General features: G+C 29.6%; 15 protein-coding genes and 1 tRNA gene. 5 read left to right on the top strand and 11 right to left on the bottom strand.

Features of this window, described 5'->3' with window-relative positions; all coding sequences use genetic code 11:
- The 10 genes from ruvA to E6771_RS01700 form a co-directional block, all read right to left on the bottom strand.
- Positions 1 to 597 carry a Holliday junction branch migration protein RuvA gene (ruvA, locus tag E6771_RS01655; protein WP_316089182.1) on the bottom strand — a complete coding sequence of 199 codons (597 nt, stop codon included), beginning with the start codon at positions 595 to 597 and terminating at the stop codon, positions 1 to 3.
- Positions 598 to 3,585 carry an excinuclease ABC subunit UvrA gene (gene uvrA / locus E6771_RS01660; RefSeq protein WP_316089184.1) on the bottom strand — a complete coding sequence of 996 codons (2,988 nt, stop codon included), beginning with the start codon at positions 3,583 to 3,585 and terminating at the stop codon, positions 598 to 600.
- 228 nt (positions 3,586 to 3,813) lie between these two features.
- Positions 3,814 to 3,907, bottom strand: a tRNA-Sec gene (locus tag E6771_RS01665).
- An 11-nt stretch (positions 3,908 to 3,918) separates the two neighbouring features.
- Positions 3,919 to 4,182, bottom strand: a complete 264-nt coding sequence (locus tag E6771_RS01670; protein WP_316089186.1) for a DUF3343 domain-containing protein — start codon at positions 4,180 to 4,182, stop codon at positions 3,919 to 3,921.
- A complete protein-coding gene (gene yedF / locus E6771_RS01675) occupies positions 4,182 to 4,757 on the bottom strand; it encodes a sulfurtransferase-like selenium metabolism protein YedF (RefSeq protein ID WP_316089189.1) in 576 nt (191 codons plus the stop codon). Before yedF ends, E6771_RS01670 begins: the two co-directional genes overlap by 1 nt.
- A gap of 20 nt (positions 4,758 to 4,777) precedes the next feature.
- Positions 4,778 to 6,655, bottom strand: a complete 1,878-nt coding sequence (gene selB / locus E6771_RS01680; protein WP_316089191.1) for a selenocysteine-specific translation elongation factor — start codon at positions 6,653 to 6,655, stop codon at positions 4,778 to 4,780.
- The gene (gene selA, locus E6771_RS01685) at positions 6,652 to 8,022 is read right to left on the bottom strand and encodes an L-seryl-tRNA(Sec) selenium transferase (RefSeq protein WP_316089194.1); all 1,371 of its coding nucleotides are present in this window, start codon (positions 8,020 to 8,022) and stop codon (positions 6,652 to 6,654) included. Before selA ends, selB begins: the two co-directional genes overlap by 4 nt.
- 5 nt (positions 8,023 to 8,027) lie before the next feature.
- The gene (gene selD, locus E6771_RS01690; RefSeq protein ID WP_410054662.1) at positions 8,028 to 9,005 is read right to left on the bottom strand and encodes a selenide, water dikinase SelD; all 978 of its coding nucleotides are present in this window, start codon (positions 9,003 to 9,005) and stop codon (positions 8,028 to 8,030) included.
- Positions 9,006 to 9,087: 82 nt separating this feature from the next.
- A complete protein-coding gene (locus tag E6771_RS01695; protein ID WP_316089197.1) occupies positions 9,088 to 9,348 on the bottom strand; it encodes a hypothetical protein in 261 nt (86 codons plus the stop codon).
- Positions 9,341 to 10,279, bottom strand: coding sequence for a Ppx/GppA phosphatase family protein (locus tag E6771_RS01700; protein ID WP_316089198.1), 939 nt, complete (start codon positions 10,277 to 10,279; stop codon positions 9,341 to 9,343). The genes E6771_RS01695 and E6771_RS01700 overlap by 8 nt, the downstream gene beginning before the upstream one ends.
- A 200-nt stretch (positions 10,280 to 10,479) precedes the next feature.
- Between E6771_RS01700 and htpX the strand changes: the two genes are divergently transcribed.
- From htpX to E6771_RS01720, 4 genes are all read left to right on the top strand, one after another.
- A complete protein-coding gene (gene htpX, locus E6771_RS01705) occupies positions 10,480 to 11,325 on the top strand; it encodes a zinc metalloprotease HtpX (RefSeq protein WP_316089199.1) in 846 nt (281 codons plus the stop codon).
- Between the two features lie 44 nt (positions 11,326 to 11,369).
- A complete protein-coding gene (locus E6771_RS01710) occupies positions 11,370 to 11,837 on the top strand; it encodes a hypothetical protein (RefSeq protein ID WP_316089201.1) in 468 nt (155 codons plus the stop codon).
- Positions 11,838 to 11,877: 40 nt separating this feature from the next.
- The gene (locus E6771_RS01715) at positions 11,878 to 13,137 is read left to right on the top strand and encodes a YihY/virulence factor BrkB family protein (protein WP_316089203.1); all 1,260 of its coding nucleotides are present in this window, start codon (positions 11,878 to 11,880) and stop codon (positions 13,135 to 13,137) included.
- 71 nt (positions 13,138 to 13,208) lie between these two features.
- Positions 13,209 to 13,508, top strand: coding sequence for a hypothetical protein (locus E6771_RS01720; RefSeq protein WP_316089204.1), 300 nt, complete (start codon positions 13,209 to 13,211; stop codon positions 13,506 to 13,508).
- A gap of 181 nt (positions 13,509 to 13,689) precedes the next feature.
- On the opposite strand, the gene E6771_RS01725 is transcribed toward E6771_RS01720, so the two are convergent.
- Positions 13,690 to 13,938, bottom strand: a complete 249-nt coding sequence (locus E6771_RS01725) for a hypothetical protein (RefSeq protein ID WP_316089206.1) — start codon at positions 13,936 to 13,938, stop codon at positions 13,690 to 13,692.
- Positions 13,939 to 14,937: 999 nt separating this feature from the next.
- Here E6771_RS01725 and E6771_RS01730 point away from each other — a divergent pair.
- Entirely contained in the window at positions 14,938 to 25,470 is a 10,533-nt protein-coding gene (locus E6771_RS01730; protein WP_316089207.1) for an autotransporter-associated N-terminal domain-containing protein, read from the top strand.
- Positions 25,471 to 25,661 lie beyond the last annotated feature (191 nt).

Raw genomic sequence — 25,661 nt, forward strand, 5'->3', positions numbered from 1 at the left:
TTAATAATTAACTTTTTTTAGCACTCCTTTTATAGCTTCCTCAATAGTTTTGAAGCTTTTAAGTTCTTCTCTAGTTATAAGAGTATTTATTTCTTTTTTACTGTATCCCAATCCTTCTAGAGCAGAAATAAGCTCCTCTTCTATCATGAGATGCCTTGCTGCTTCATCATTTCTTGTATCTATAGAAAGAGCATCTAATGTTTTTAACTTGCTTTTTAAATCTAAGATCAACTGTTGAGATTTTTTCTCCCCTAGCTTAGGAACTCTTTTAAGATTATTATAATCATCTGTTGCTACAAGATCTCTGATTGTATCTATATCAAAAGTAGACATTACTGAAAGAGCTAAAGATACACCTATTCCCTTTACTCCAAGAAGCATTTCAAAAAGATTTCTTTCTCTTTCTTCTAAAAAACCTATTAGTTTAAAAGCATCTTCTTTTATATAGTTATAGATATAAAGCTTTACCTCTTCTCCAGCATTAATAAAGTCATAGGTTCTCAAAGATATATTTACTTTGTAACCTACTCCATTTACATCTAATGCCAGATAATCTGGTTTCTTATATTCTACCTTTCCTCTCAAATATTCATACATCTATTTCCCCAGCTCCTCTTTCTTTTTTCTTCCTCTTTTTTTAGGCTTTTCTTCATAATCTATTACAGCTACTTCTTCTGCAGCTTCTAATATAGTTTCATTAAATACTGGAGTTATTTTAGCTTTTTTCTTCTGAACTTTTTTATTCTCTTTTCTTTCTGCACCTTTCAGCATTCTATCTATATATACAGCAGTATAACTTTCTTTTATATCAGATATTTCTTCTGGAGTTCCACAAGCTACCACAGTTCCACCTCTGTCTCCTCCATCAGGTCCTATATCTATTATATGATCTGCTGTTTTAATAACATCTAGGTTATGTTCTATGATAACTACTGTATTTCCTTTCTCTACCAGTCTGTCCAATACCTCCAAAAGCTTTCTTATATCTTCAAAATGCAGTCCAGTAGTAGGCTCATCTAAAATATAGATTGTTTTACCTTTTGTCATTTTAGAAAGTTCAGTTGCAAGTTTTATTCTTTGAGCTTCTCCCCCTGAAAGAGTAGTTGCAGGCTGACCTAGTTTAATATAATCCAATCCAACATCCATAAGTACTTTTAATTTTCTCTCAAGAGATGGTACAGCTTTAAAAAACTCATAAGCCTCTCTTACACTCATATTCAATACATCAGAAATATTCTTTCCTTTATAATATACATCTAATGTTTCTTTATTATATCTTTTACCCTTGCATACTTCGCATTCTACATATACATCTGGAAGAAAATTCATTTCTATTTTAATTATTCCTGCCCCTTGACATGCTTCACATCTACCACCTTTTACATTGAAAGAGAATCTTCCCTTTGTAAATCCGTGCAGTTTGGCATCTTTTGTTTCAGCAAAAATAGTTCTTATATCATCGAAAAGTTTAGTATAAGTAGCTGGATTAGATCTTGGAGTTCTCCCTATTGGGCTCTGATCAATATTTATAACTTTTTCAAGTTCCTCTATTCCCTTTATTTCTTTATACTCCAAGGGATAGAGCTTTCCTTTATTCAATTTATTAAAGAGTGCTGGGAATAAGGTATGATTAATAAGTGTAGATTTTCCACTTCCACTTACTCCAGTAATCACTGTCATAACTCCCAAAGGAATTTCAACATTTATATTTTTCAGATTATTTCCCTTTGCTCCTATTACTTTTATAGATTTTTTCCATTTTCTTCTTTTTTCAGGTATATCTATCTTCAATTCTCCTTTTAAATATTTTCCTGTGATAGATTCTTTGTTTTCCATTACTTCCTTAGGACTTCCATAAGCAACTATTTCCCCTCCAAAATCTCCAGCTCCTGGTCCTAAATCAAGTATCTCATCAGCTTGAAGCATAGTATCTTCATCATGTTCTACAACTATTAAAGTATTTCCTAAATCTTTAAGTCTTCCTAATGTAGCAAGAAGTTTATCATTATCTTTTTGATGAAGTCCAATACTTGGCTCATCCAATACATAAAGTACTCCTGTAAGCCCTGATCCTATCTGAGTTGCAAGTCTTATTCTTTGAGCCTCTCCTCCTGAAAGAGTCTTTGTTTCACGAGCAAGATTTAAATAATCAAGTCCTACATTTATCATAAATGTAAGCCTTTCTCTTATCTCTTTTAAGATTTCTTTAGCTATCAGTTCCTGCTTATTAGTAAGTTTTAAATCAAGAAAAAATTTAAGTGAATCTTTTATACTCAATTCACATATCTCCATGATATTTTTATCTCCAACAGTAACAGAAAGAACTTCTGGTTTTAATCTTTTTCCATTGCAGACTTTACATATTCTTTCAACCATATATTTATTTTCTATTTCTTCTTTCATTGCATCAGAAAATGTTTCATGATATCTTCTTTCAAGATTTTTCACTGCTCCTTCATATTGTTTATATCCATGAAATTGAAAATCATCACCTTCATAATCAAATTTAAACTTAACATCACTTCCATGAAATATTATATCTCTATCTCTTTTTGAAAGATCTTTTATAGGCTTGTTAATATCTATTTTCAAATGTTTTGCCATTGCTTTAAATATTTCCCAGCTGTATCCTTTTCTAGCCATGGCGCCTGGTATATACATACCTCCTTCATTAATAGATAATTCATCATTATCTATCAGCTTATTTTCATCAACTTCAAGATTTTTTCCAATTCCCTTACATTCTGGGCAAGCTCCAAATGGAGCATTGAAAGAAAACAATCTTGGATTAAGATCAGGTATACTCACTTCATCATGTTCTGGACATGCAAAATTTTCACTATATGCAAAATCTTGATTATTTACATTTAGAATAACTTTTCCATTTGAAAGTTCTGTAGCTGCTTCAACAGATTGTGTCAGCCTGCTTTGAAATTCCTTATCATTTTTTTTCAATACAAGTCTATCTATTACTACTTCAATATTATGTTTAAGATTTTTATCTAGAACTATATCATCTTCAAGATAAAGAATAGTTCCATTTACTCTTGCTCTTACATATCCTTTTTTCAGAAGATTGAGAAAAAGATTTTTATGTGTTCCTTTTTTATCTTTTACAACTGGAGCTAAAACTATTATCTTATCTCCTTCTTTAAATCTTTCTATTGCTCCCTCTGTTATCTCTTCTGTACTTTGTTTTTCAACCTTTCTTCCACATATAGGACAATGAGCTGTTCCTATATGCGCAAAAAGAAGCCTCATATAATCATATACTTCTGTAATAGTTCCTACAGTAGAACGAGGGTTTCTGTTAGTTGTTTTTTGTTCAATAGATATAGCAGGAGCCAATCCTTCTATACTGTCTACTTCTGGTTTATTCATCTGACCAATAAACTGTCTTGCATAAGCAGAAAGACTTTCTACATACCTTCTTTGTCCTTCAGAATAAATAGTATCAAAAGCAAGTGAAGATTTTCCACTTCCACTTACTCCAGTAATAACTACAAATTTATTCTTTGGAATTTCAATATCTATATTTTTTAAATTATGTTCTCTTGCACCTTTTATTATTATCTTGTCTAACATATACACCTCTTAATTTAAAAGCATTATTAATTTATATTTATTACAAATATTATAACCCATTTTTTATCTTTTTAAAACTGTTAATTTTTTTAAAAATATACAAGGTTACAAAACCAATTCAAGCCCACCTTTATCTATATTCACTTATAAGTATATCATTATTTCAAATAAAAAACAAGCTGAGAGAAAGCATTTTCTTTTCACCCAGCTTTGATATATTTATATTTATGGCGGTAGCGTGTAGGAATCGAACCTACCAATGACTTTAAGCCACCATGACAGTTTTGAAGACTGCTGAAAACACCAGTTTCCCTACGCCACCATTTACTTTGATTAATCTAATTTTTCTATATGTTTTTTTAAACCTTTTTTTATTACACTATATTCTTCTAATTCTATCCCATTAGATTTAAACAGTTCATCTGCTCTATTTCTATTTTCAAACTCTGTTTTGATCGAGAGACCACAAGTTGCCTTCACTTCAGAAGGGAGTGGAATTATTCTACATTCTATCCCATTTTCTTTAAGTAATTTTTCACTCTTGATTATAAGATGTGTAGAGTCGGCAACAAGCAAAAGAAACTTTTCCTCTTTCATCATGGTTTTATTATCCTTCTTGCATACATCTGCTTATTTACAATGTTATACATATTAGTTATACTACCAATTTTTACTTCATCTGTCAATCCGTAAAAATTGACACATGTTCCACAACAAAGTATTTCTACCCCTCTTTTTTCAAGATTTTTTAAATCATTTAAGCTTTCAGAATTTTCTACAGCAAGTTTTACTCCCTCATTATAGAAAATTATAGTTTTAGGAAGAACTTCTACCTCTGTAAGAGTATAAATAAATCCTTTCATAAGTATTCTTCCAAGTTCAGGATCTCCTTTTCCCATATATATAGAATCTATTACCACAACTGTATTATCCTCGTCTTCAAACTCTTCAACTTCTTCTTTTATTTTATTGATAACAATTCTAAATACTTCTCCAGTTTCAGCAATACTGTAATCATATCCCATTTCTTTTGACATTTTTTGAAGATTCTCAAGAGATATTTTATTATCAACTAATACTTCTACTTCTCCTTCTTCTATATCTTTCAAAGCATTCTTTGTCATTATAATAGGAATTGGACAAGTTTGCCCCACTGCATTAACTTTTATCATAACATTACCTCCTGATTTGTTTATTTTAAAATCCTATACTCATTAATTCTTTTAGTTATCCCATTTTCATCTAATTTTTCTAATATTAAGAGAACTGATTTTCTGCTAACTTTTAATAATTCTCTAGCTTCTGTTAAAGTTATTTTTTTATTTTCTTCAAGATATTTTTTTATCTTTTTTTCACTTTCTTGAAAAAATCCCTTAAGCATAAAATTTTCTTCTTTCAGTTCCATAAGAAAAAAGTTATATACCATGTATGAATGAACTGTTGAAAAAAATTCTTTATTCTCAAACATCTTTGATACATCTTCTATTTTTTGTGGAGTAAATCCATTTTTTTTATATATTGAAAATATATCATCTTTCATCTTGTTCTGTTTTTTATTTAACTTTATTTTAAAGCCTTTTTTAAAAATATATTCTTCCTGTATTTCAATAGTAGCTTTTTTCTTAAAATACTCTATAATTATATTATACACCTTTATTGAATAATTTTCAAAAAATCTATTTTTTAGTTCTGATCTCTTTATTCCTGTAATTAATGGATATTTTTGGTGATATTGATCCAAGTATTCTAAAATTTTATTTTCTAAGTTTTCTAACTTATTTGTGTTTATATAAATATCATCAAATATTTTCTGTGTATTTTGAGAGCTTTCTATATCTGTCTCTAATACTTTTTCTCCTAAAAGAAGTTCTATGCTTTCTTTGTTCAAAAATATATTGTCACTATTCAATATTATACTTTCTATTTTTTTATATTTATTTTTAGAAGAAAGAATCTCTAATCTTTCTAAATATTTTAAGTCTTTTCTTTTTGCCCTCTCTTTAGAAATATTTATTATTTCTATTCCTCCAATAGTAGATATTGGTGAAAAACTTCTCACTATTCCTACATCTCCTATAGAAAAAGCTGATTCTTTCTCGAATTCTATTTGCACAAATTTTTTATTTCCAGAAAATATTTCATCTTCATGAAATATTTTCACTCTTCCTATAAGTTCTTCTGTTCCTATATTTACTCTTATTCTCTGATTATTTTTCATATTACTGCTTCTTTTTAAAAGTGTAAAAATACAATCAATTTTATTAGATATAATGAGAGAATTTTTTTTAGCTATAATGTTTCCTCTCTTTATTTCTTTAGAATCTATATTTATATTTAAAGCACATCTATTTCCAGCTTCCAGAATTTCTACTCTATTTCCATGATTTTCTATTCCTTTTATTTTTATTTCTTTCTGTTGAGGATAAATCATTACAATATCTCCAACAGAAATTTTATCATTTTTAGAAGTACCTGTAACTACTGTTCCAAATCCTTTTACAGAAAATACTCTATCTATATCCAATCTAAAATCTTTAATTTCATTCTGATTATCTTCTACTTTAAATATCTCTTTTTCCAGTAATTTTTTTAATTTTTCAAAACTTTGAGAATCTTTATCAGATATTTCCAAGATTGCACTATTTTCTAAATATGAATTTTTAAAAAGCTCTTTCACATTTTTCTTAAGTTCAAATACTTTAGCTTCATCTACTAAATCCCTTTTAGTAAGAAGTATTATTCCCCTTTTAACACCTAATATTTTTATGATATCAGCATGTTCCAAAGTTTGGGGTTTAATTCCATCATCACAGGCTATAATAAAAAGAATCATATCTATTCCTGTGACTCCTGCTGCCATATTTTTTATAAATTTTTCATGACCAGGAACATCTACTATTCCAATTTTTCTCCCATTACTTAAAGTAAAAAAAGTAAATCCCAAATCAATTGTCATTCCTCTTGTTTTTTCTTCAGGAAGAGTGTCAGTATCCTGTCCTGTCAGTCCTTTTACAACAGTTGTTTTCCCATGATCAATATGACCTGCTGTTCCTATTATTACATTTCTCATAGAAGTATCCTTTCAGCAGCTCCTAATATTTCTTCAAAGTCTTTTTCTCTTAATGTCTTTACATCTATAATAAAATGATTATTTTTTATCCTTCCTATTATAGGAATATCATTTGCTCTGAATCTTTTTTCCAGCAAAACAGCATCTCCAACAAAACAAATACCATAACTTTTTATTGTTTCTTCTGGCATAGAGCCTCCACCTATTTTAGCTTCTGTTTCAATTATATTATTTTCTATATTTCCTTCTAAGAGCATAGATGATAATTTTTCTGCTCTCTCTAATACCTTTTCTTTTTCTTCAGTTATCATTTTTAAAACTGGAATCTCTTTTAAAGCTTCCCTTTTGTCTTTATAATATTGAAAAATATTTTCCAGTATGGAAATAGTTATTTTATTTACACGAAAAGCTCTTAGATATTGATTCTTTTTCAATCTTTCTATCAATGGCTTTTTTCCTAAAATTATACCACATTGGGGTCCACCTAAAAGTTTATCTCCACTTACAGTAACTATGTCTATTTCTGAATTGATACTTTCCTGAATAGTTGGTTCCTTAGAAAGTCCATATTTTGAAAAATCAACTAATACTCCACTTCCAAGATCTTCCATTGTCAGCAATCCATACTTTTTTCCAAGTTTTGCTATATCTTTTTTATCAGTTTCTTCTGTAAAACCAGTTATTTTAAAATTAGAAGTATGAACTTTCAACAAGACTGCTGTTTCTTCATCTATATTATCTTCATAATCAAAAATATGAGTTTTATTTGTTGTTCCTACTTCTTTCAAAGTTGTTCCAGCTAATTTCATTATTTCAGGAATTCTAAAAGAGCCCCCTATTTCAACTAATTCTCCTCTTGATACAATTGTATTTCTTCCATTGGCAAATTCATTCAGACATAAAATAACAGCTGCAGCATTATTATTTACTATTAGTGCTCCTTCTGCTCCTGTTATTTCACATATTAGTTTTTCTATATGAGAATATCTGCTCCCTCTACTTCCAGTTTCTAAATCATATTCAAGGTTGCTGTAGTTTAAAAGTATTTCTCCTAAATCTTCAGTTATTTTTTCATTTAAGATAGAACGACCTAAATTAGTATGAATTATAGTTCCAGTTCCATTTATAACCTTTCTTAAATTCAATTTATTTTTAACTCTTGATATTTCTTTTATTTTTAAAATTACTTCATCTTCTGAAAAGTTATCTATTTCTCTATTTTTGATTTTATTTCTAAAAAACTCTATTCCATCTTTAACTGCCTGATAATAATTGTGATAACTTAATTTTTTACTTATCTCTTCCAGCTTTTCATTTTTCATAAGAATATCTACTTTAGGAAGTTTTTGAAACAGATTTTTCTCCATAATGCCTACCTCACAATAATAAATTTATCCTTTTTATTTACAACACTTCCAACTACATGCGCTTCTATATTTTTAAAATTAAATTCTTCCATCAATTCTTTAATATACTCTTTTTTTATTGAAAATAATAATCCTCCTGAAGTCTGAGGATCATATAATATTTCCTGCATCCATAGAGGAATATTTTGAAAATCTACATGTTTCTGTACATAATTTCTATTTTTTTGCCCACCACTTGTTATAAGAAAATCTTGAGCATATCCCTTTGCTTCTTCTATATAAGGGATAAATTCAGCTTCAAAAATTAAAGTTTTCTCAGAATTTTCAGCCATTTCAAAAGAATGCCCTAAAAATCCAAATCCAGTTATATCTGTACAGGCAGTAACAGGGTATTTTACAATAATTTCTCCTACATATTTATTTAAAGCAGTCATATTTTCTATAGATTTTTTTAAAGCCTTCTCACTTGCCATTCCTACTTTTGAAGCAGTTGTAATTATCCCTGTTCCTAAAGATTTGGTGCATATAAGAATATCTCCAGTTTCACATCCATGATTTTTTAAAATTTTTTCTGGATGGGCAATCCCTGTAACTGACAGTCCATATTTTATTTCAGAATCATGTATTGAGTGTCCACCACTTAGAACAGCTCCTGCTTCTGCAACTTTTTCAGCTCCACCTCTTAATATCTCTCCAAGAATATTTATATCCATTTTTTCAGGAAAGCATACTATGTTCATTGCTGTTTTAGGAATTCCTCCCATAGCATATACATCACTCAATGAATTAGCTGCTGCTATTTGTCCAAAGACATAAGGATCATCTACCATAGGAGTAAAAAAATCCAAAGTCTGTATCATAGCTATATCATCAGTAAGCTTATATACTGCCGCATCATCTGATTTATCAAATCCTACTATTAGATTTTTATCTTCCACACTTGGAAGTTTTGAAAGTACATCACTTAAGACCTCTGGTCCTATTTTACTGGCTCAACCACCTATAGAACATCTGTCCAAATACAGTTTTTTCATTTTTCCACCTCCTGCTTATAAATTATATTTATTAAAGCATTTTTACTATATTTACCAGAATTTTTACTAAAAATTCTCTTTTATGCTTATCTTCTTCATTATATATAATATCAGCCATCTCTTTTATATCTTCTTTTATCTCCTCTTTTGTCGCGGGATCGTAAGCATCACTTATCTCTCCACTGAAATCCTGCATGAAATAATCAAAAATATTCCCTGCTATTAATCTTCTTTCAGAAGACCTCCTAAAACTCTCATAAGCTTCAAGTATCCACTCAAGCCTCTCACTCATTTTCTTCCTCCTTTATCATAGCTCCTGTCAGATTATCTGATTCAGAAATAACTATCTTATCTCTATTCAATTCTTTTAAAATAGTTATCAAGATAATAGTTCCTGCTATTATCACATCTGCTCTCTTTGGTTCAAGACCAATTATTTCTTCTCTTTCCTCTATATTTTTTGAAATAAATAGTTTTAAATTTTCCTCTAATTCCTTCACAGATATTTCAGACATGTGTACTTGCTGGCTATTATATATTTTCATTTCTTTTTTTACAGATATCTGTGTAGTAGCTGTTCCAGCCACTCCCACTACTTTAAATTCTTCATCTCTGATTTTTTTTATTTCTTCAATATTTTTTTTTATCCATTCCTTACATTTTTCTATATTCTCTTTTGAGTAATCATCTCGAGAAAAGAACTTTTCTGTAGCTCTCACAGCACCAATATCTATACTTTTTATAAAATCAATTTCATTATTTTTTCCAAGAGTAAATTCTGTACTTCCTCCACCTATATCTATAACCAGTATTCTCTCATCAAATACTAAAGAATTTCCAAGAAAATTTAGTTTGGCTTCCTCTTCTCCAGATATACACTCTATTTCAATCCCTAAATCTCTGACTTTTTTTAAAAATTCTTCTCTATTATCTGCATCTCTTGTTGCTGATGTAGCAAAAGCTTTCAATTCTTTTACTTCATATTTATCTGCTGTTTCTTTATATTTTTTTAGACACTCAATAGTTCTTTCTATTGCTTCTTCCTTGAGAAAATGATTTTTATTTACCTCTTCTCCAAGTTTTACAATTTCTACTTCTTTTACTAATTCATTTAAAATATTTATTTCCTCTTTAGTTTTCATAATTTCAGCTATAAATAATCTGCATGAATTTGTTCCTATATCTATTATTCCCTTTATATATTTATCATTTTCATTTGTCATTTTTCAGCCTCTCAATTTTATAATATTTTAAAAATATTAACTATTCCTCCCTATTATAGATTATACTCAAATTTTCTTTTTTATTCAACAGCTAGATAAAAATTCTAAACTTTGACATAAAAAAAATAATATGTTATTTTAGAACCAGATAGTGATATAATATAATATATTAAAATTAAAAAGAAAAAGGAGTGAATAAAGTGAAAACTTTAAAAACTTTTATACTAATGGCTGTTATGACATTTATTCTTATGCTCATAGGGAATGCTGTAGCTGGAAGAGAAGGACTTATTTTTGCTTTAATAATGGCAGGAGTAATGAATTTCGTCTCATACTGGTTTAGTGATAAAATAGTATTATCCATGTATGGAGCACAACCAGTAGATGAAAACAGTCGTTTATATCAATTAGTAAAAAAACTGGCTACTGAAGCTGAAATACCTATGCCTAAGGTATATATATTAAATGAAGATCAACCTAATGCTTTCGCCACTGGAAGAAATCCAAATCATGCTGCTGTTGCTGTTACAAGAGGACTTATGGATATAGTTGATGAAGATGAACTTTCTGGTGTCATTGGACATGAACTTGGACATGTACATAACAGAGATATCTTAATAGGAACCGTTGCAGCTACCATGGCAGGAGCTATCACTTTCCTTGCCAATATGGCAAAATGGGCTGCAATATTTGGTGGAAGAAGTAATAGAAATGATGACAGAGATAGAGGAAATCCTTTAGCAATGATTGCAGTAGCTATCTTTGCTCCTATTGCTGCTATGCTTGTGCAGATGGCTATATCTAGAACTAGAGAATACAAGGCTGATGAATTTGGAGCAAAAGTCAGTGGAAATCCTTTGTATCTTGCAAGAGCATTGAGAAAACTAGAAGATTACAGCAGCAGAATTCCTATGAGAAATGCTGCTCCAGCTACAGAAAATATGTTTATAGTAAATCCATTAACTGGAAGTAAGATGGCTTCTCTTTTCAGTACACATCCATCTACTGAAGACAGAATAAGGAAGCTTCAAGAAATGGCTTATTAATAATAATTAAAAATTAAAACAACTTAAATATTTCAGGAGGAAAAATGAAAAAATTCTTAGCTATACTTGCAGTTTTTTCTTTAACTGCTTCAATTACACTATCAAAAGAAATAATCCCAGAATATTATGTGATGGAAAAGCTCCTTATTCCTATTAGTGCTTCTCCTGTTTTTTCACATATTGGTGATAAAAAAATTAATGATTTTAAAGAAATAAAAGCCATTCAAGTAGACAATAAAGTTCTTCAAGGGATTGGTACACATGAAAATCCATTTTATATGAAAGACTCAGATGGAAAAACAGTTGCTGTAAGAGTTGGAGATTATGTTATTTCTCCAATGACGCTTTCCACTGTGTATGCAATAAAGAAAAATGATTTTGAATTAAACTATAGGGATCTGAATGCGCCTGATGTTTCTCTTGTAACTGCTGATGTAACTACTATTGGTGAAAAAATTAGAATTGATGAAATAGATGAAGCAAATAATAGAATAGAAGCATCTGAAGAATAATACACAAGATTTTAATACAGAAAAGAGGGGAATAATGTTTATGAATATAAAGAGAAAACTAATTTACTTTTTTAAAGAAGTAGCTAGACAGGGAAAAATATCCAATATAATTTCAGGTATTCAAAGAGCATTAGAAAATTATAAAAGAGCCAACTCTGCCCTCTGGGTTACATCTCTTTGTTTTTATACTCTTCTATCTCTTGTTCCTGTATTTGCAATTTTATTCAGTTTAGGAAGTTGGTTAGGGGTAGCAGAAAATATCATTATTCAGTTGAGCAAATATTCTCCTTTGAATGAAGAAATGATTACATTTCTTGTTGAATTTTCTGAAAATCTTTTAGAAAATGCAAGAAGTGGAGTTCTGGCTGGAATAGGATTTTTATCATTGGGTTGGACTTTGATCACTATGTTTTCTATTGTTGAAAAATCATTTAATGATATCTGGCAGGTAGAAAAATCAAGAATGATTTTAAGGAAAATAACTGATTATATAGCTTTTTTTCTATTATTTCCATTACTTATACTTACTATAAATGGTGGTATGGTTATATTAGGTAAAAAATTAGAAGGTATTTATGACATTTCCCCTTATCTTTTACAGATAATACCATCTCTTAGTATATTTTTATTTTTTACAGCATTGTATATGCTTATACCTAATACAAAAGTAAAATTGATTCCAGCTTTTTTTTCAGCAATTTTTACATCTGCACTTTTTTCAGGGCTTCAATATTTCTTTATACATCTTCAAGTAATGATTATCACATATAATAGGATATATGGAAGTTTTTCTGTTATTTTTATTTTCTTCTTATGGCTGAAAATAATGTGGTTCTTTATTATTCTTGGAGCTCATTTATCATATTTTTTACAAAACAAAGATTTAAAATCTCACTCTAATAATGTAAATGGAATAAGCTTCAAATCTAAAGAATACACTGGAATGATAATAATAAGAGAGCTTATAAGAAGATATTTAAATAATCTTTCTCCAATTACAGCAAAAGAATTATCTGAAAACAGTAATATTCCTTATGATATTATTCTTCATATTCTTCATATATTTGAAGAACATGGATTAGTAGCAAAAGTTATCAATATAAAGAATGATAACGAAGAAGGTTTTACTATACTTCAAAATATAGAACAGATAAATTTTAAAAAAATATTTAATATTTTAGAAAACTCTGGTGAAGACGTCAAATTACAAGTTAATGATGATAACAGAGCTTTCTATAGAATAATCAAAAACAAAGACTTTGATTTTTTAATCAAAGATCTTTTAGAAAATAATAAATGATTATATTAAAGAGGAAAGCTAATAAAAAGTAATTCTCCTCTCAAGTTATAGATAAAAATAAGGAGAATAAAATGGAAACATATGGTATAACATTAAATATTCATTATACAGCTCCTGATGAAATTTGGGATAAATTAATGGTTTTATATACTATGATGCCTGGTTGGAATGAGCAAATGAAATGCTGGTATGGAAACGAAGGAAAACTCATTGAAGTAAGTGTTGAACCAGGAGGACTGCAATTTTATGCAGAATTACCAGCAAAAGAATGGGAAACATGGATTTTAGAATTTAAAGAAAAAGCAACAGAAATATTAGGATATGAAATTGGAGACCCTGAAGATGGATTTGAATTTCATTACTATGACTGATAATCAAGATAGTGAGTAAACATTTAATATTAATATTGGTATATTTATGAATACATACAAATTTAAATAAAATAAAGTTAGAATTTAAAATCTTAGAAAATTTAAAAGAGAGAAGTATTTTTGGAACTTCTCTCTTTTATTTTACTTTTATAATTATATTATAATATCTGTTATAAAGTTTTTATACCTGAATTGCTATTGCCATCATAAAAATTCCCAAAAAAATAATAAACCATATTAACATAAATATCCCTATAAGAATTAGACTTGCCATTAAATAATTTTTTAAGTTTAAATTTGTATCTTCTGAGACTAACCATTTTATCCACATTATAAAATTTACAATTGGAATCATAAATATAATAAGCACTTTTAACCAATCTTTTACACCTAAAACTCTTTCTTGAGCTCTTATTTTTTCAGTATCCATTTATATTCTCCTTTAGTATTTACAATACTTTCTCAAATCATTTATTCAATTTTCAAATCCAAATAGAAAAATAATGTTTTCTCAATTCTTCCTTTAATGATTACTGAAAAATCAGCAGTTTTCCATTTAATATTATCTATTTTACTTTAAACTCTCTTTTTACAAAATAATAATTAAAAAGTACCTTTTTATTTATTATAAGAAAAAAACAAGAAAGAAGTCAAATAAAAATTTATTTTCAACTAAAACAATTAATTATTTGGTCTTTATAAAATTTAATATAAATTTTGGAATATAACAATAAAATTTATAGGTTTCAAATCATACAAGATATTTGAAATCTATTTCAACTTTATTGTTTGTACATAAAAGCTTTCCTATAGCCTCTTTTCGAAGCTTTAGAACCTAAAATAATATTATATATTAATCAAATAGATATAGAATACATTTAATACTAAAAAGTTTAAGTTTTATACTATTTAAAATATAAATTTAGAAAACTATCTAAATTTCTATTAATATTACAAAATAATATAAAAATAATACTAAAATACTTAACAATAAAGAAAAGAATATGAATATAAAATTGACATTCTATTTTAAATAATATACAATATACAATATATATATGATATAAAAAGTATATATTATCAATAATATTCTATAAAAAGGAGGTTAACTATCAAAAATTCTAACTTTAAAATATTGTATCTCTAATAAATATTTCAATTAAAAGAAAGAATTGAAAAAGTTCTTAAAAATATATTAATTCTATAATTTTATTAATTTTCTTGTATACTTTTTGAAAAAATAAATAATATATCTACTGAAGTCTTAAAAACAACTGAAGTTAAAAATAAATTTAAAGAAAATTTAGGAGATAAGAAAGATGAAAAATGTACAAAAAACTAAAATAAAATTAAAAAATTAAATTCGTAAATATTATAGTAGTATTTTTATATTAAAAATAACTATAAATTAATTTCATGGGGGAAAGAAATGAAAAGAAAAACTCGTATTGAGGATAACCTAAAGCATTGTTTAAAAAGAAAAATTACATATAGTACTAGTTTACTGGTTTCTTTTTTGATATCAGGTTCTCTATTATTTGCTGATGAGATTAAAATAGATACACTAAAAAAAGATATAGAATCTTATCAAAGTGAATTAATAGATAATCTAGCTATTCAAAAAGAAGTTGTAGAAAAGATTTTACTTAAAAATGAAAAGCAATTAAAAGAGCTTAGAACTAATGCTTTATCATTAGTAGAACATGGGGAATGGTATAGTAAATCGTGGAATCCGAGCCACTTTGGTTCTATTATTGTTTGGTATGACTTTGGAGATAGTTCTAGTAAAAAATGGGTAGGGAGTTCAAGAAAAAATACTTTCATGGATGATAGAAGAGATCAATTTACAGGATCCATGGGTGATTATAAATCAAGTGGTTGGTTAAATTGGACTGATTCATATAATAAAAATACAAATATTTATGATTATGAAGATAAGTTTGTAACATTACCTTCTATAAGAACCCCTGAAATTACTAAACCTGTAGCACCAAACTTTTCTATAGCAATGCCAACAGCTCCTACTAAAGTAAATGCTCCTTTTGCTTCTGTAAACTCTGTTGGAGCTATTGCTGTGAATATATCAAAGCCAACAGTGGTTATACCTAATATACCTAACCTTAGTATAGTAGGGTCTCCTAATCTTTTGTCTGTATCAGTTACAGACCCAGGTGTAAGTGTAGTCCCACCTAATATATCTCTTAATATTGCACAACCTACTTTTAATGTTACACCAAATGTTTTGAGCTTTTCTATGGCTCCGCAAAATATATTAAATATACCTAGTATTACAGTTACTCCCCCTACTGTAGCTACAGTTATCCCTGATCCAAATGTAACTCCATTTAGTAATTTTGGCTATGGATGGATTAATGAAGATACTGATACAATTGCTTATAGTACTATTGGAACTGTAAATGGAGCTCCACTTGTACAAAATTATATCGTTAATGGAGGAACATTATGGTCTGGAGTAACACAAGGAGGAGTAATAAGTGATGTTTCAGGAGGAGATGGACTATCTTTAGAGCATCCTACTACATCAGCTATTGTAACCATACCTAATTTAATAAATTCTACTAGAAGATTATCTACTCTTAATTTTCTTTATCGGAGATATACTAACACAATAGGTATAGTTAATAATACTACAATGCATGTAGCTGGTAGCAACACAGGAATTGGAGGTTGGTCAGGAACAGGACCTTTCACAGGAACTTCTGCCATACATCTAGTAGGAGCTGCAAATGTTAGTAGCTCTACTTTCAATTTATATGGAATGAGTTCTGCTGTTAATATGGAGGGGTGGAATTCTCCATTTTTAACTATTAACAATTCTACCATTAATATTTTAGGAGATAATAATGCTGTATTTAATATTCAAAAAGGACACTTTATCAATGAACGAAGTTGGAATTTAGCAAATTTTTGGGATGATGGTCCATATTATGCAGGTGCCATTACTGGAGATGTAGATATAAATGTAAAAACAAAAAATAATTCCATTTATGTAATAGCAGGATATTCAAGGGGCTTCAAAATCAAAAATGATGGAGTTATTACTCTTGATGGTGCATCTAATATAGTGGTATCTGATTTAGGTTATGTTACCAATTCAAGCAAATATATAGGTAGTGGTCTTTTAGGAGCCCCTCCTCAACACTCTGCAAGTATTAATGATTATGTTCCTTCTATTGTTATTAATGATTATGTAGAACAATTTGGGGATGAAAATATAACATTATTTTTCAACACAAGTGAAGGTGACGCATGGGGTGGTAGAATTGGTATTTATCAAGGAGAAATCTCTCTAAAAACAAAAATAGGAGAATTTCTAGATTCCAATGGAAGTACTTCATCTCAAACAGTTTCAGGTCAATTAACAAAAAATGGATACACATCTTCTACAGTAGATGCTAATGTGGCTGTTTATACCCTCTCTGGACAAAGAGAGGGAATTATTCCTACAGTAGCAATGGGAGATGCTAATTCTTTTAATGATCTTGATCCTATACACAATCTTGAAATTGGTGAATTTGACATTAAATTTGGTAAATATTCTAAAAACGGAATTATGTTTTTATCAAAATTAGGAACTGTAATTGATGTAGGACATTCCTCTTCTTTTGTGGATATAGGGAGTCCCACTACTTCTTTTTCCGATGGAATCAATGGTCCTACTACCACTGAAGCAGATGCATCAATGGGTACTATCATTGCATATTCAGATGGAATATGGGATCCATTAGTTCATGATTATTGGCCTGGTAATCTTCTATCAGGACAGTCAATATATAGTTTACCTAGTGAGATAATAGTCCATATACCTCTTACTATGTCATCCAATGAAGGTGTTGCTTTTCTTGCCAATAATGGAGGAAAAGTAACTATGAATGGAGATACTCATGCATACAACTATGGTTCTATTATAGCTTTTGCTAATGGAAAAATAGGGAAAGTATGGGATCCATCAAATTTTGTTTATTCTACTGTAGATGTAAATGGAAATATTACAGCTGTAGATAATTCTAGCAGTACTGTATCCAAAACATATAAAAATATAGGAGCTTTTGCCAATGAATCTGGAAGAGTGAACATTAATGGTATAGCTACAATTAATGGTATAGGTGGATTCGCAACTGGAAAAGATTCTCATATAAAAATGGTTAATACAGGAAATATTATCAATAGTGGAATATACAGTGGAGTAGTTGCTACTGATTATGGAAAAGTAGATTTTGCAGGGACAATCAATCATGGAATATCAGGAGCTCCTGGTAATTATACTGATACTGTAGCCTTTTATGCCGATGAAAATAGTAAGATCAATTTTGATAACACTGTTGCAATCAATATGTATAAAGGATTATTGATTAGTGGTAATAAAAATGATTATTCTGATAATACTAGCACACCAGGAGAAATTGTTGCTGCAAGATATAATAATATGCAAAATGTAAGTGTAAACATAAAAGCTGATGGAGTAAATATTGGAATCTTTGATGGTGGCACTCTATCATATGGAAATGAAAGTTCTTATCTTTCTAGTCTTGGTAGTTATGCTAAATTAAACAGTCTTACTAAAGATTCAGGAGTTATAAACTATGAAAGCTATTTAATCAATGGAAGTTTAAATGTAACAGCTCCAACAATTTCTTTGGATACTGCAACTTTTAATGATGCCTTCAAAAATATTGTGATGCAAAATCAATTGGTTACTTTTAGTAATGGCACAACTGTTACATCTACAACAGGAAATGGATTAGTAATGGGTTCTAACTCTACTGCAACATCTAATAATACCTCAGGATATATAAATAATGGAACTATAAGTATATCAGGCGGAACTAATCCAATAGGAACTTATACAAGTTTTGGAACAATAACTAATAATGGACAAATAACAGTAAAAGATGGAGTTGCAATGACTGGTGTTAATGGCAGCAGTCTAATAAACACTAATAATATCAATATTACTTCTTCTACTGGAACTAGTACAGGAATGGGAATTGTTGGTCTATCAAGGCGAACTACCTCTCTGGGGACTCCAGACACTCCAGAAAATTATGGAGTAGATACAGGTCTAATGACATCCGCTACTAAGTCAATAGATATATCTAATTCTGGGAATATCTCTGCCACAGGTGCTAATGTCATTGGAATATATGCAGAAAATAATACAGATGTAATCAAGACAAATACAGTGGTTTCTAATACAGGAAAGATAACTTTAGGAGATAATAGTACAGGAATAATGGTTACTAATACTAAGGGAAACGATACTTCCAAAGGAGTCATGTTAACTCTTTCAGGAAGTGGGTCTTCTGATATCAAAGTAGGAAATGAGAGTATTGGAATTTATAGTAAAAATTCTGAAGTTATTTTTAATTCTGATTATGGTATTGAAATAAAAGAAGGTAGTGTTGGAGTATACACAATAGGAAACTATGTATCTCTTCCATCTCCTGCTACAAAGGATTCATATATATATATGGCTCCTTCTGATAAATTGACTCTTACTTATTCAGGATCTACATCAGGAAACGCTACTGGAATATATTATGACAATGATTTAGGTCAAACTATAATCACTCCTATAAATGTTCATCTTAATGTTGCTACAGCAAATCATACTGGAATAATAGCAGGTATTGTTGCAAAAGACAATATTCCTGGTGGAACAGGAAGTATTATTAACAGTGGAAACATAACAACTGATACAGGTGGAGTGTATGGAATAGTTGCTGGTGATGTAGATGTCTTTAACAGTGGTTCTATTGATGTTGGAGTTCTAGGTGGAAAAGGAGGAACAGGAATATTCAGTACCAGAGCTGGAGTTAGTACTGATGGTTCTCTTATCGCAGTAAATGGTAATAATGCCATAGGAATATATGCAGTTAATGAAGATAATACAACACCTGTTTTACCATCCTTGATTTCTGATAGAGTTATTTCTGTGACTGGTACTGGAACAATGAATATCAATGACAAAAATTCTGTTGGAGTGTATGTGAAAGATAATGGGAGTGGATTTTTAACATTAAATAACTCCACAAATTTAATTCTTAATAGTAGCATCATTAATGCTACAGATAGAGTTATTGGTCTGGTTTTAGAAAACTCTCAAGGAAATAGCAATAACAATCAAAATACAGGAAATATAAAAGTAAACAACTATAATGTAGGAATATACTTAAATGATTCTAATATCATCAATAATAGTACATTTGATCTTACTAATAGTTTATCTGGAATAGGTATCTTTGCAACAAATGCAATAAGCAATAGAAAAATAGAACTGCAAGGAAGTACCTTTAATATCACTACTTCTGGAACACTTAACAGTGATATTCCTATTGGTGTATATGTAAGTGGAAATAATTATAATATCAATGGAGGAACTGGAACAATCTACAATGTTGGTCCGAATGGAATAGGAAACTTTTTAAATGGAGATTCTAGCAGTAAAACTGTTGGGGATTTTACTTACTCTTTATCTTCTGACACAAATAATGTAGCCATAGGAGCATACTATCTCAATGGAACCTTTGGTGATAGCGGAACTGTAACTTTAAACAGTACTGGAACCCTTGGAGATAGTCCTATTGGATTATTTTATGGAGCTAATTCCACTCAAAATAAGTCAGATATAATTGTAAACGGTTCCAACGAATTGATTGGAATTTATGGTAAAGAACTAAATTTTTCTAACTTAGGAGATATTAATTTAAATACTAAAAGTATTGGTTCATATTTTATAGGAAGTGATATTACAAATAGTGGTAACATAACACTGGGAAATGGAATATCAAATGGATATGGATTGTATCTTTCAGGGAGAAAAACTACAGGTGGTTCTTTAAATACAGGGCAAATTGATGTAAATGGAACTTCTTCTATAGGTATAGTAGCCACTTCAGATGGTACTAATGGTGCTATAATAAAAAATACTGATGTTATTAATATAATGGCAGGAAGTACTAATTCTATAGGTGTCTATACTGAATTAAATTCAATCTTTACTAATGATGGTATAATAAATGGACTTTCATCTTCATCCATAGGAATATTTGCAAATGGTAATACAGTTGCTGAGAATACTGGGACTATAACTACTAATAATTTAGGAATCTATGGATCAGGAGATGGAATTAATGGAGCTACTGTAAATAATAGTGGAGATATTTATGTCAATACAGCAGGAAAAGTAGGAATATTTGTGGAAAAAAATGGAACTACAGCCAATTTAACAGGTGGTACTATAAATGCTCTATCCACAGTAGGAAATACAATTGGTGTTCATGCTGAAGATACTGGTGTCATTAATCTATCTGGAAGTAATATTAACCTTCTAGGAAATAATTCTGTAGGTCTTTCCTTAGCACAGAATTCCAAACTTAAGCTTACTAATGGAAATATTTCAATAGGAAATAGCGGTACAGGAATCTATAGTAAGGACAGCACTATTGATATGATAGGATATTCAGGAACTATCACATTGGGAAATGAGGGAATAGGATTATATCTTGACAATTCCACATTAAATGCAACAGCTAACCAAAATTTGAATATAAGTTACAATGGAGCAGACAAAGGAATTGGAATTTATTATAATAATAACTCTAGTCCAGTTACAAATAATGTAGTTATAAACCATAATGGAAGCAATCTCGTTAACATCCTAAGTGATGGAATTGCTCTCACAAATGTTGCTAATCAAGTTGTTAAAAATGGTGGAGTTGGAATATATGCTGATAATAATTCTTTTATAAATAATCAAGGAAATATATCTTTACTTGGAAATAATTCTGTAGGAATTTTCTTAGATAATAATTCCGTATTGACTAATTTTGGAACTATTACAGGAACAAGTCCTCTATCTGGTACAAGTAAAGTAGGAGTATATGTTGAAAATGGTGATATCATGGGAAGCACTACATATAATTTTGACATATCTGGTGGAATAGGTATATATTTAGCTAATAATACTATTTCTTATACAGGTTTAATTAATGTTAGTGGAGCTTCTCCTAATAGCAGTGATCGAACAATAGGAATGTATATTGCTGATAGTGTTCCAGCTAGCAATCTTTCTACTAACATAAAATTAACTGGAAGTGATGGTATTGGATTATATCTTGCATCAGATACATCTGGCTTATCAGGAGCAGATATAACCTATAATGGACAGTTAGATATTTTATCAATGAGTAATGCTAACAGAGGAATTGGAGTTTACTTGGATACTAACACAACATTTACACTAGGAACTCTAGGAAAAGTTGATATATCTGGAAATAATAACATTGGATTCTATGTAAGTAATGGGGCAACATTAAATGTATCAAATGGTACTGTTAATAATACTGTAGATGGTATATTTGCCTATTTAGATAATGGAAATTTAGTTTTCTCTTCCAGTGGTTCTACTTTAAATATCGATTATGCAAATGTAATTGTAAATGGAACATCAGCAACAACTATCAACAATACTGCTATTAAAGTAGGAAATGGTGGATTACAGGGTGCTGGAGGTGCTACTATAACCAATAATAGCTCTGGGACAATACTAGGAACTACTATTAATGCTAAAGGCCTTGTAGGAACAGGTCTAGGAACTACTATTACTAACAGTGGAAGTATAAGCCTATTAGGAAATGGTTCTGTAGCTATGTATACTGAAGATGGAGCTTTTGGAGTATCAAATGGGAATGTAGTAGTAGGAGATAAATCTGTTGCTTATTACTCAGGTAAAAATAGTATTTCCAAAGGAAAATTAGAAATAAATGGAACTACTACTATTGGGCAAAATTCTTCTCTTTTATATGCAAATGGTGGAGATATTGATTATAAAGCAGGAGACATAACTGTTGGTAATCTAATGACAGCACTTAATCTAGAAGATTCGAACTCTATTGTGAACTTCCATAATAATAAAATAATAGCTGATTCTGGCAGTGTAGGTATTTATGTTTCAGGAACAGGAAATTATGATACTGGTATTATTAACTTAGACAAAATTATAGTAAACAATGATGCCGTTGGAATTTACTTAGACAGTACTACAATCAACTTCAATGATAACCAATCTATAGTATTGCAAGGAGACAACGCAATTGGAATTTTTGCCAATAAACAAGGCAACTTAAATTATATAGGAAATCTTATAGGAACTGGTAAAAATGTCAAAGGTATAGTGTCAAAAAGTACAGGAGCAACAGTTAAAAATAGTGGTTTTATCAATCTTACTGGAAATTCTGGAATTGGTATTTTTTCTGAAAATGCAACTTCAGCAGAAAATAATGGAACTATAACTTTAGCAAAAGGAACATCTACAGAATCTACAGTGGGAATATACAGCAAAAATTCTATCAATACTTCTAATACTGGAACTATAAATATTGCTTCAAACTCAGCAGGAATATATGGTGAAAATACAGTTATAACTAACAGTGGGAATATTAACAACAGTGTGGGATACTCTTCAGGAATATATGGACAAAGCTCAGCTGTAGTTAATAATGGTAATATTACACTTGGTGAAATGTCTAATGGAATATTTATAGAAAATGGAAATATAAATAACAATGGAAATATTACTGTAGGGGATGGAAAGAAAATACCTAAACCTGGTACTAATCCACTGGAATATTCTATTGCTTCCAGTGTGGGAATTTATGGTGGAGGCACTACTGATGTTTACCACAATAATGGAGCTGCAATAACTACTGGTAAATATGGAATAGGTTTAGCAGTAGAAAATGGAAACATAGAAGCAAGAAGTGGTTCTATATTCAATCTTGGAGAAGAATCTATTTATATGTATACTAATAATGGTACTGGAGTAAATTATACTAATTTAGCATTAAGTGCTTATAGTATTGGAATGTATACTAATAATGGTACTTTAGTTAATGAATCTGTCATTGATGTAGGAAAATCTAGTGTTGTTACAGGCAACATAAAAATATCAATAGGAATGGCTACTGGAACTAAAACAATTGATCCATTAACTGGAATTGTAACAACTATAGGTGGAGGAACAATTATTAATAATGGAACAATAAATGTTTCTGAAAATAATAGTGTTGGAATGATAGCTAACAATCCTACTGGAGTCGCAATCAATAATGGAACAATAATAGTTTCTGGAAATTCAGCTTATGGTATGGAGGGTAGTGAAAAATCTACTCTTGTCAACAAAGGGATGATAACTGTTACAGGTAACAGAGCCAGAGGAATAGCAGCAACTACAGGAGCAGTTATAATCAATGATACTATTGGTGTTATAGAAGTAAAAGGAAATAGTTCAGAAGGTATCTATATTGACAGAAAAGCAGAATTATATAATTATGGTAATATAATTGTAGATGGAACTGGGAATTTAGGAATATATGTGGGAGAAGATGGAATAATTTCCAATGAAGGTACAATTACTCTTCTAAATGGTGGTTCTGACACTTTAAAAGGAGGGGGAACTCTTGTTAATGTAGGAACTATCACTATAGATAGTAATGGACCTACTGTTACTATGGATGGAGTTACTATAAACAATGGAGGAACAATAACTGTAAATGGTCCATTAGATTTTGGAACAGTAGCCATAGGCAGTGCAAGTGATGGTTATATTGGAACTATCAATGCTGAATCTTTTGAAAATGGAGAATTAATTGTGTTGCCAACATTGACTCAAGGAAATAATGATACTGTAAAGGTAGTACAATACCTCAATGGTGCAATAAATGTTCCTAATGATGGTTCTCTTTCTATTATCTCTCAATCTGTTACTTGGTTAGCAGATCTGCAAGTAGATCCAGACAATCCTAATACTTATAGAATTGTTATGGTAAAAATTCCTTATACCTCTCTTTTTAAAGGAACAGAAGCTTTAGAATTAGGTAAGGGATTAGATGAAATATATGAAGGAGCTAAAGGAAAAGAACTTGCTATGTTTGATGCTATTGACAGTATTTCTAATAAGGATGAATTAGGTTCTGTGATGGATAATCAAATAAGAGGAAACATTTATGCTAATATTCAGGAAAGAATATTAGAGATAAATGATACTTTTGACAATGCATATGATAAATTAAGACATGATAAACTATACACTAAAGAAAGTCTAAAAATAGGATCTATCATATCTGGTGGAAAAGTAAATTACAGCAACCCATCAATATCAGATTACAAGCATAAAACATTAGGTGTCATGGCAGTAAAAGAATATGATATGATGAAAACTGGAAGAAAGCACAACTGGAGCTTCGGTTTTGCCCAAACTAAATTTGACCTTGATAATGACTCTAAAGAGACTGCTTATTCTATTAATTTAGGGTTGGGATATGAAGACTATTTAGGAGATGGAACAGATTTCAAATGGTTATCAAGAGCAGAAATTAGTATTAATCACCATGATGTAGATAGAAAAATCCACCTTAGTAATGGTACTTATACAAATAATGGTAAATATTGGTCTGGAAAAGGAATGTGGACAAACCAATTGAGATATGAAATTTTATCTGAGTCAAATAAAATAAAAGCTGGAATATTTGGTTCAATGAAACTAGGCTATGGAATGTCTCAAGACTTTAAAGAAACTGGAGATGGACTACATTTGAGTATAAAATCTCAAGATATGTATTTTGTAAGACCAGGGATAGGAGGAGATTTAGCTTTCACTAAGTATACAGACAAAGGAAAATTTGTATTCACAGCAAAAGCCAGTTATGAATATGAACTTGGAAAAGAATACGATGGTGCTAATCAAGCTAAGATCAAAAACACATCTTCTGGATATTATAGCTTAGAAAAACCTAAAGACATGAAAGGAACAATGAAAATAGGTGGAGAGTTAAAATATGTACATAGATATGGCCATAGTGTAGGAGTAGAAGTAATCAGAAAAGAAGGAAATACTGATAGTACAAGAGTTGGAGTGAATTTTTTATATAGATTCAATTAAGAAAAGTTTCTAAAAATTAGCAAAATAAAAACATAGATTAGTAATATCAAAAATACTCGAAAAAAAAATGAAACAAAATTTAATTATGAGTTTTAATTACTAATTATATAGATATTAGGCTGCCTTTTTATTAGGGCAGCTTAATTTTATTTACAAAAAATTATTATTGTATTCTCTATTTGAAAAAATAT

The organism is Fusobacterium sp., from assembly GCF_032477075.1.
GTDB lineage: Bacteria > Fusobacteriota > Fusobacteriia > Fusobacteriales > Fusobacteriaceae > Fusobacterium_A.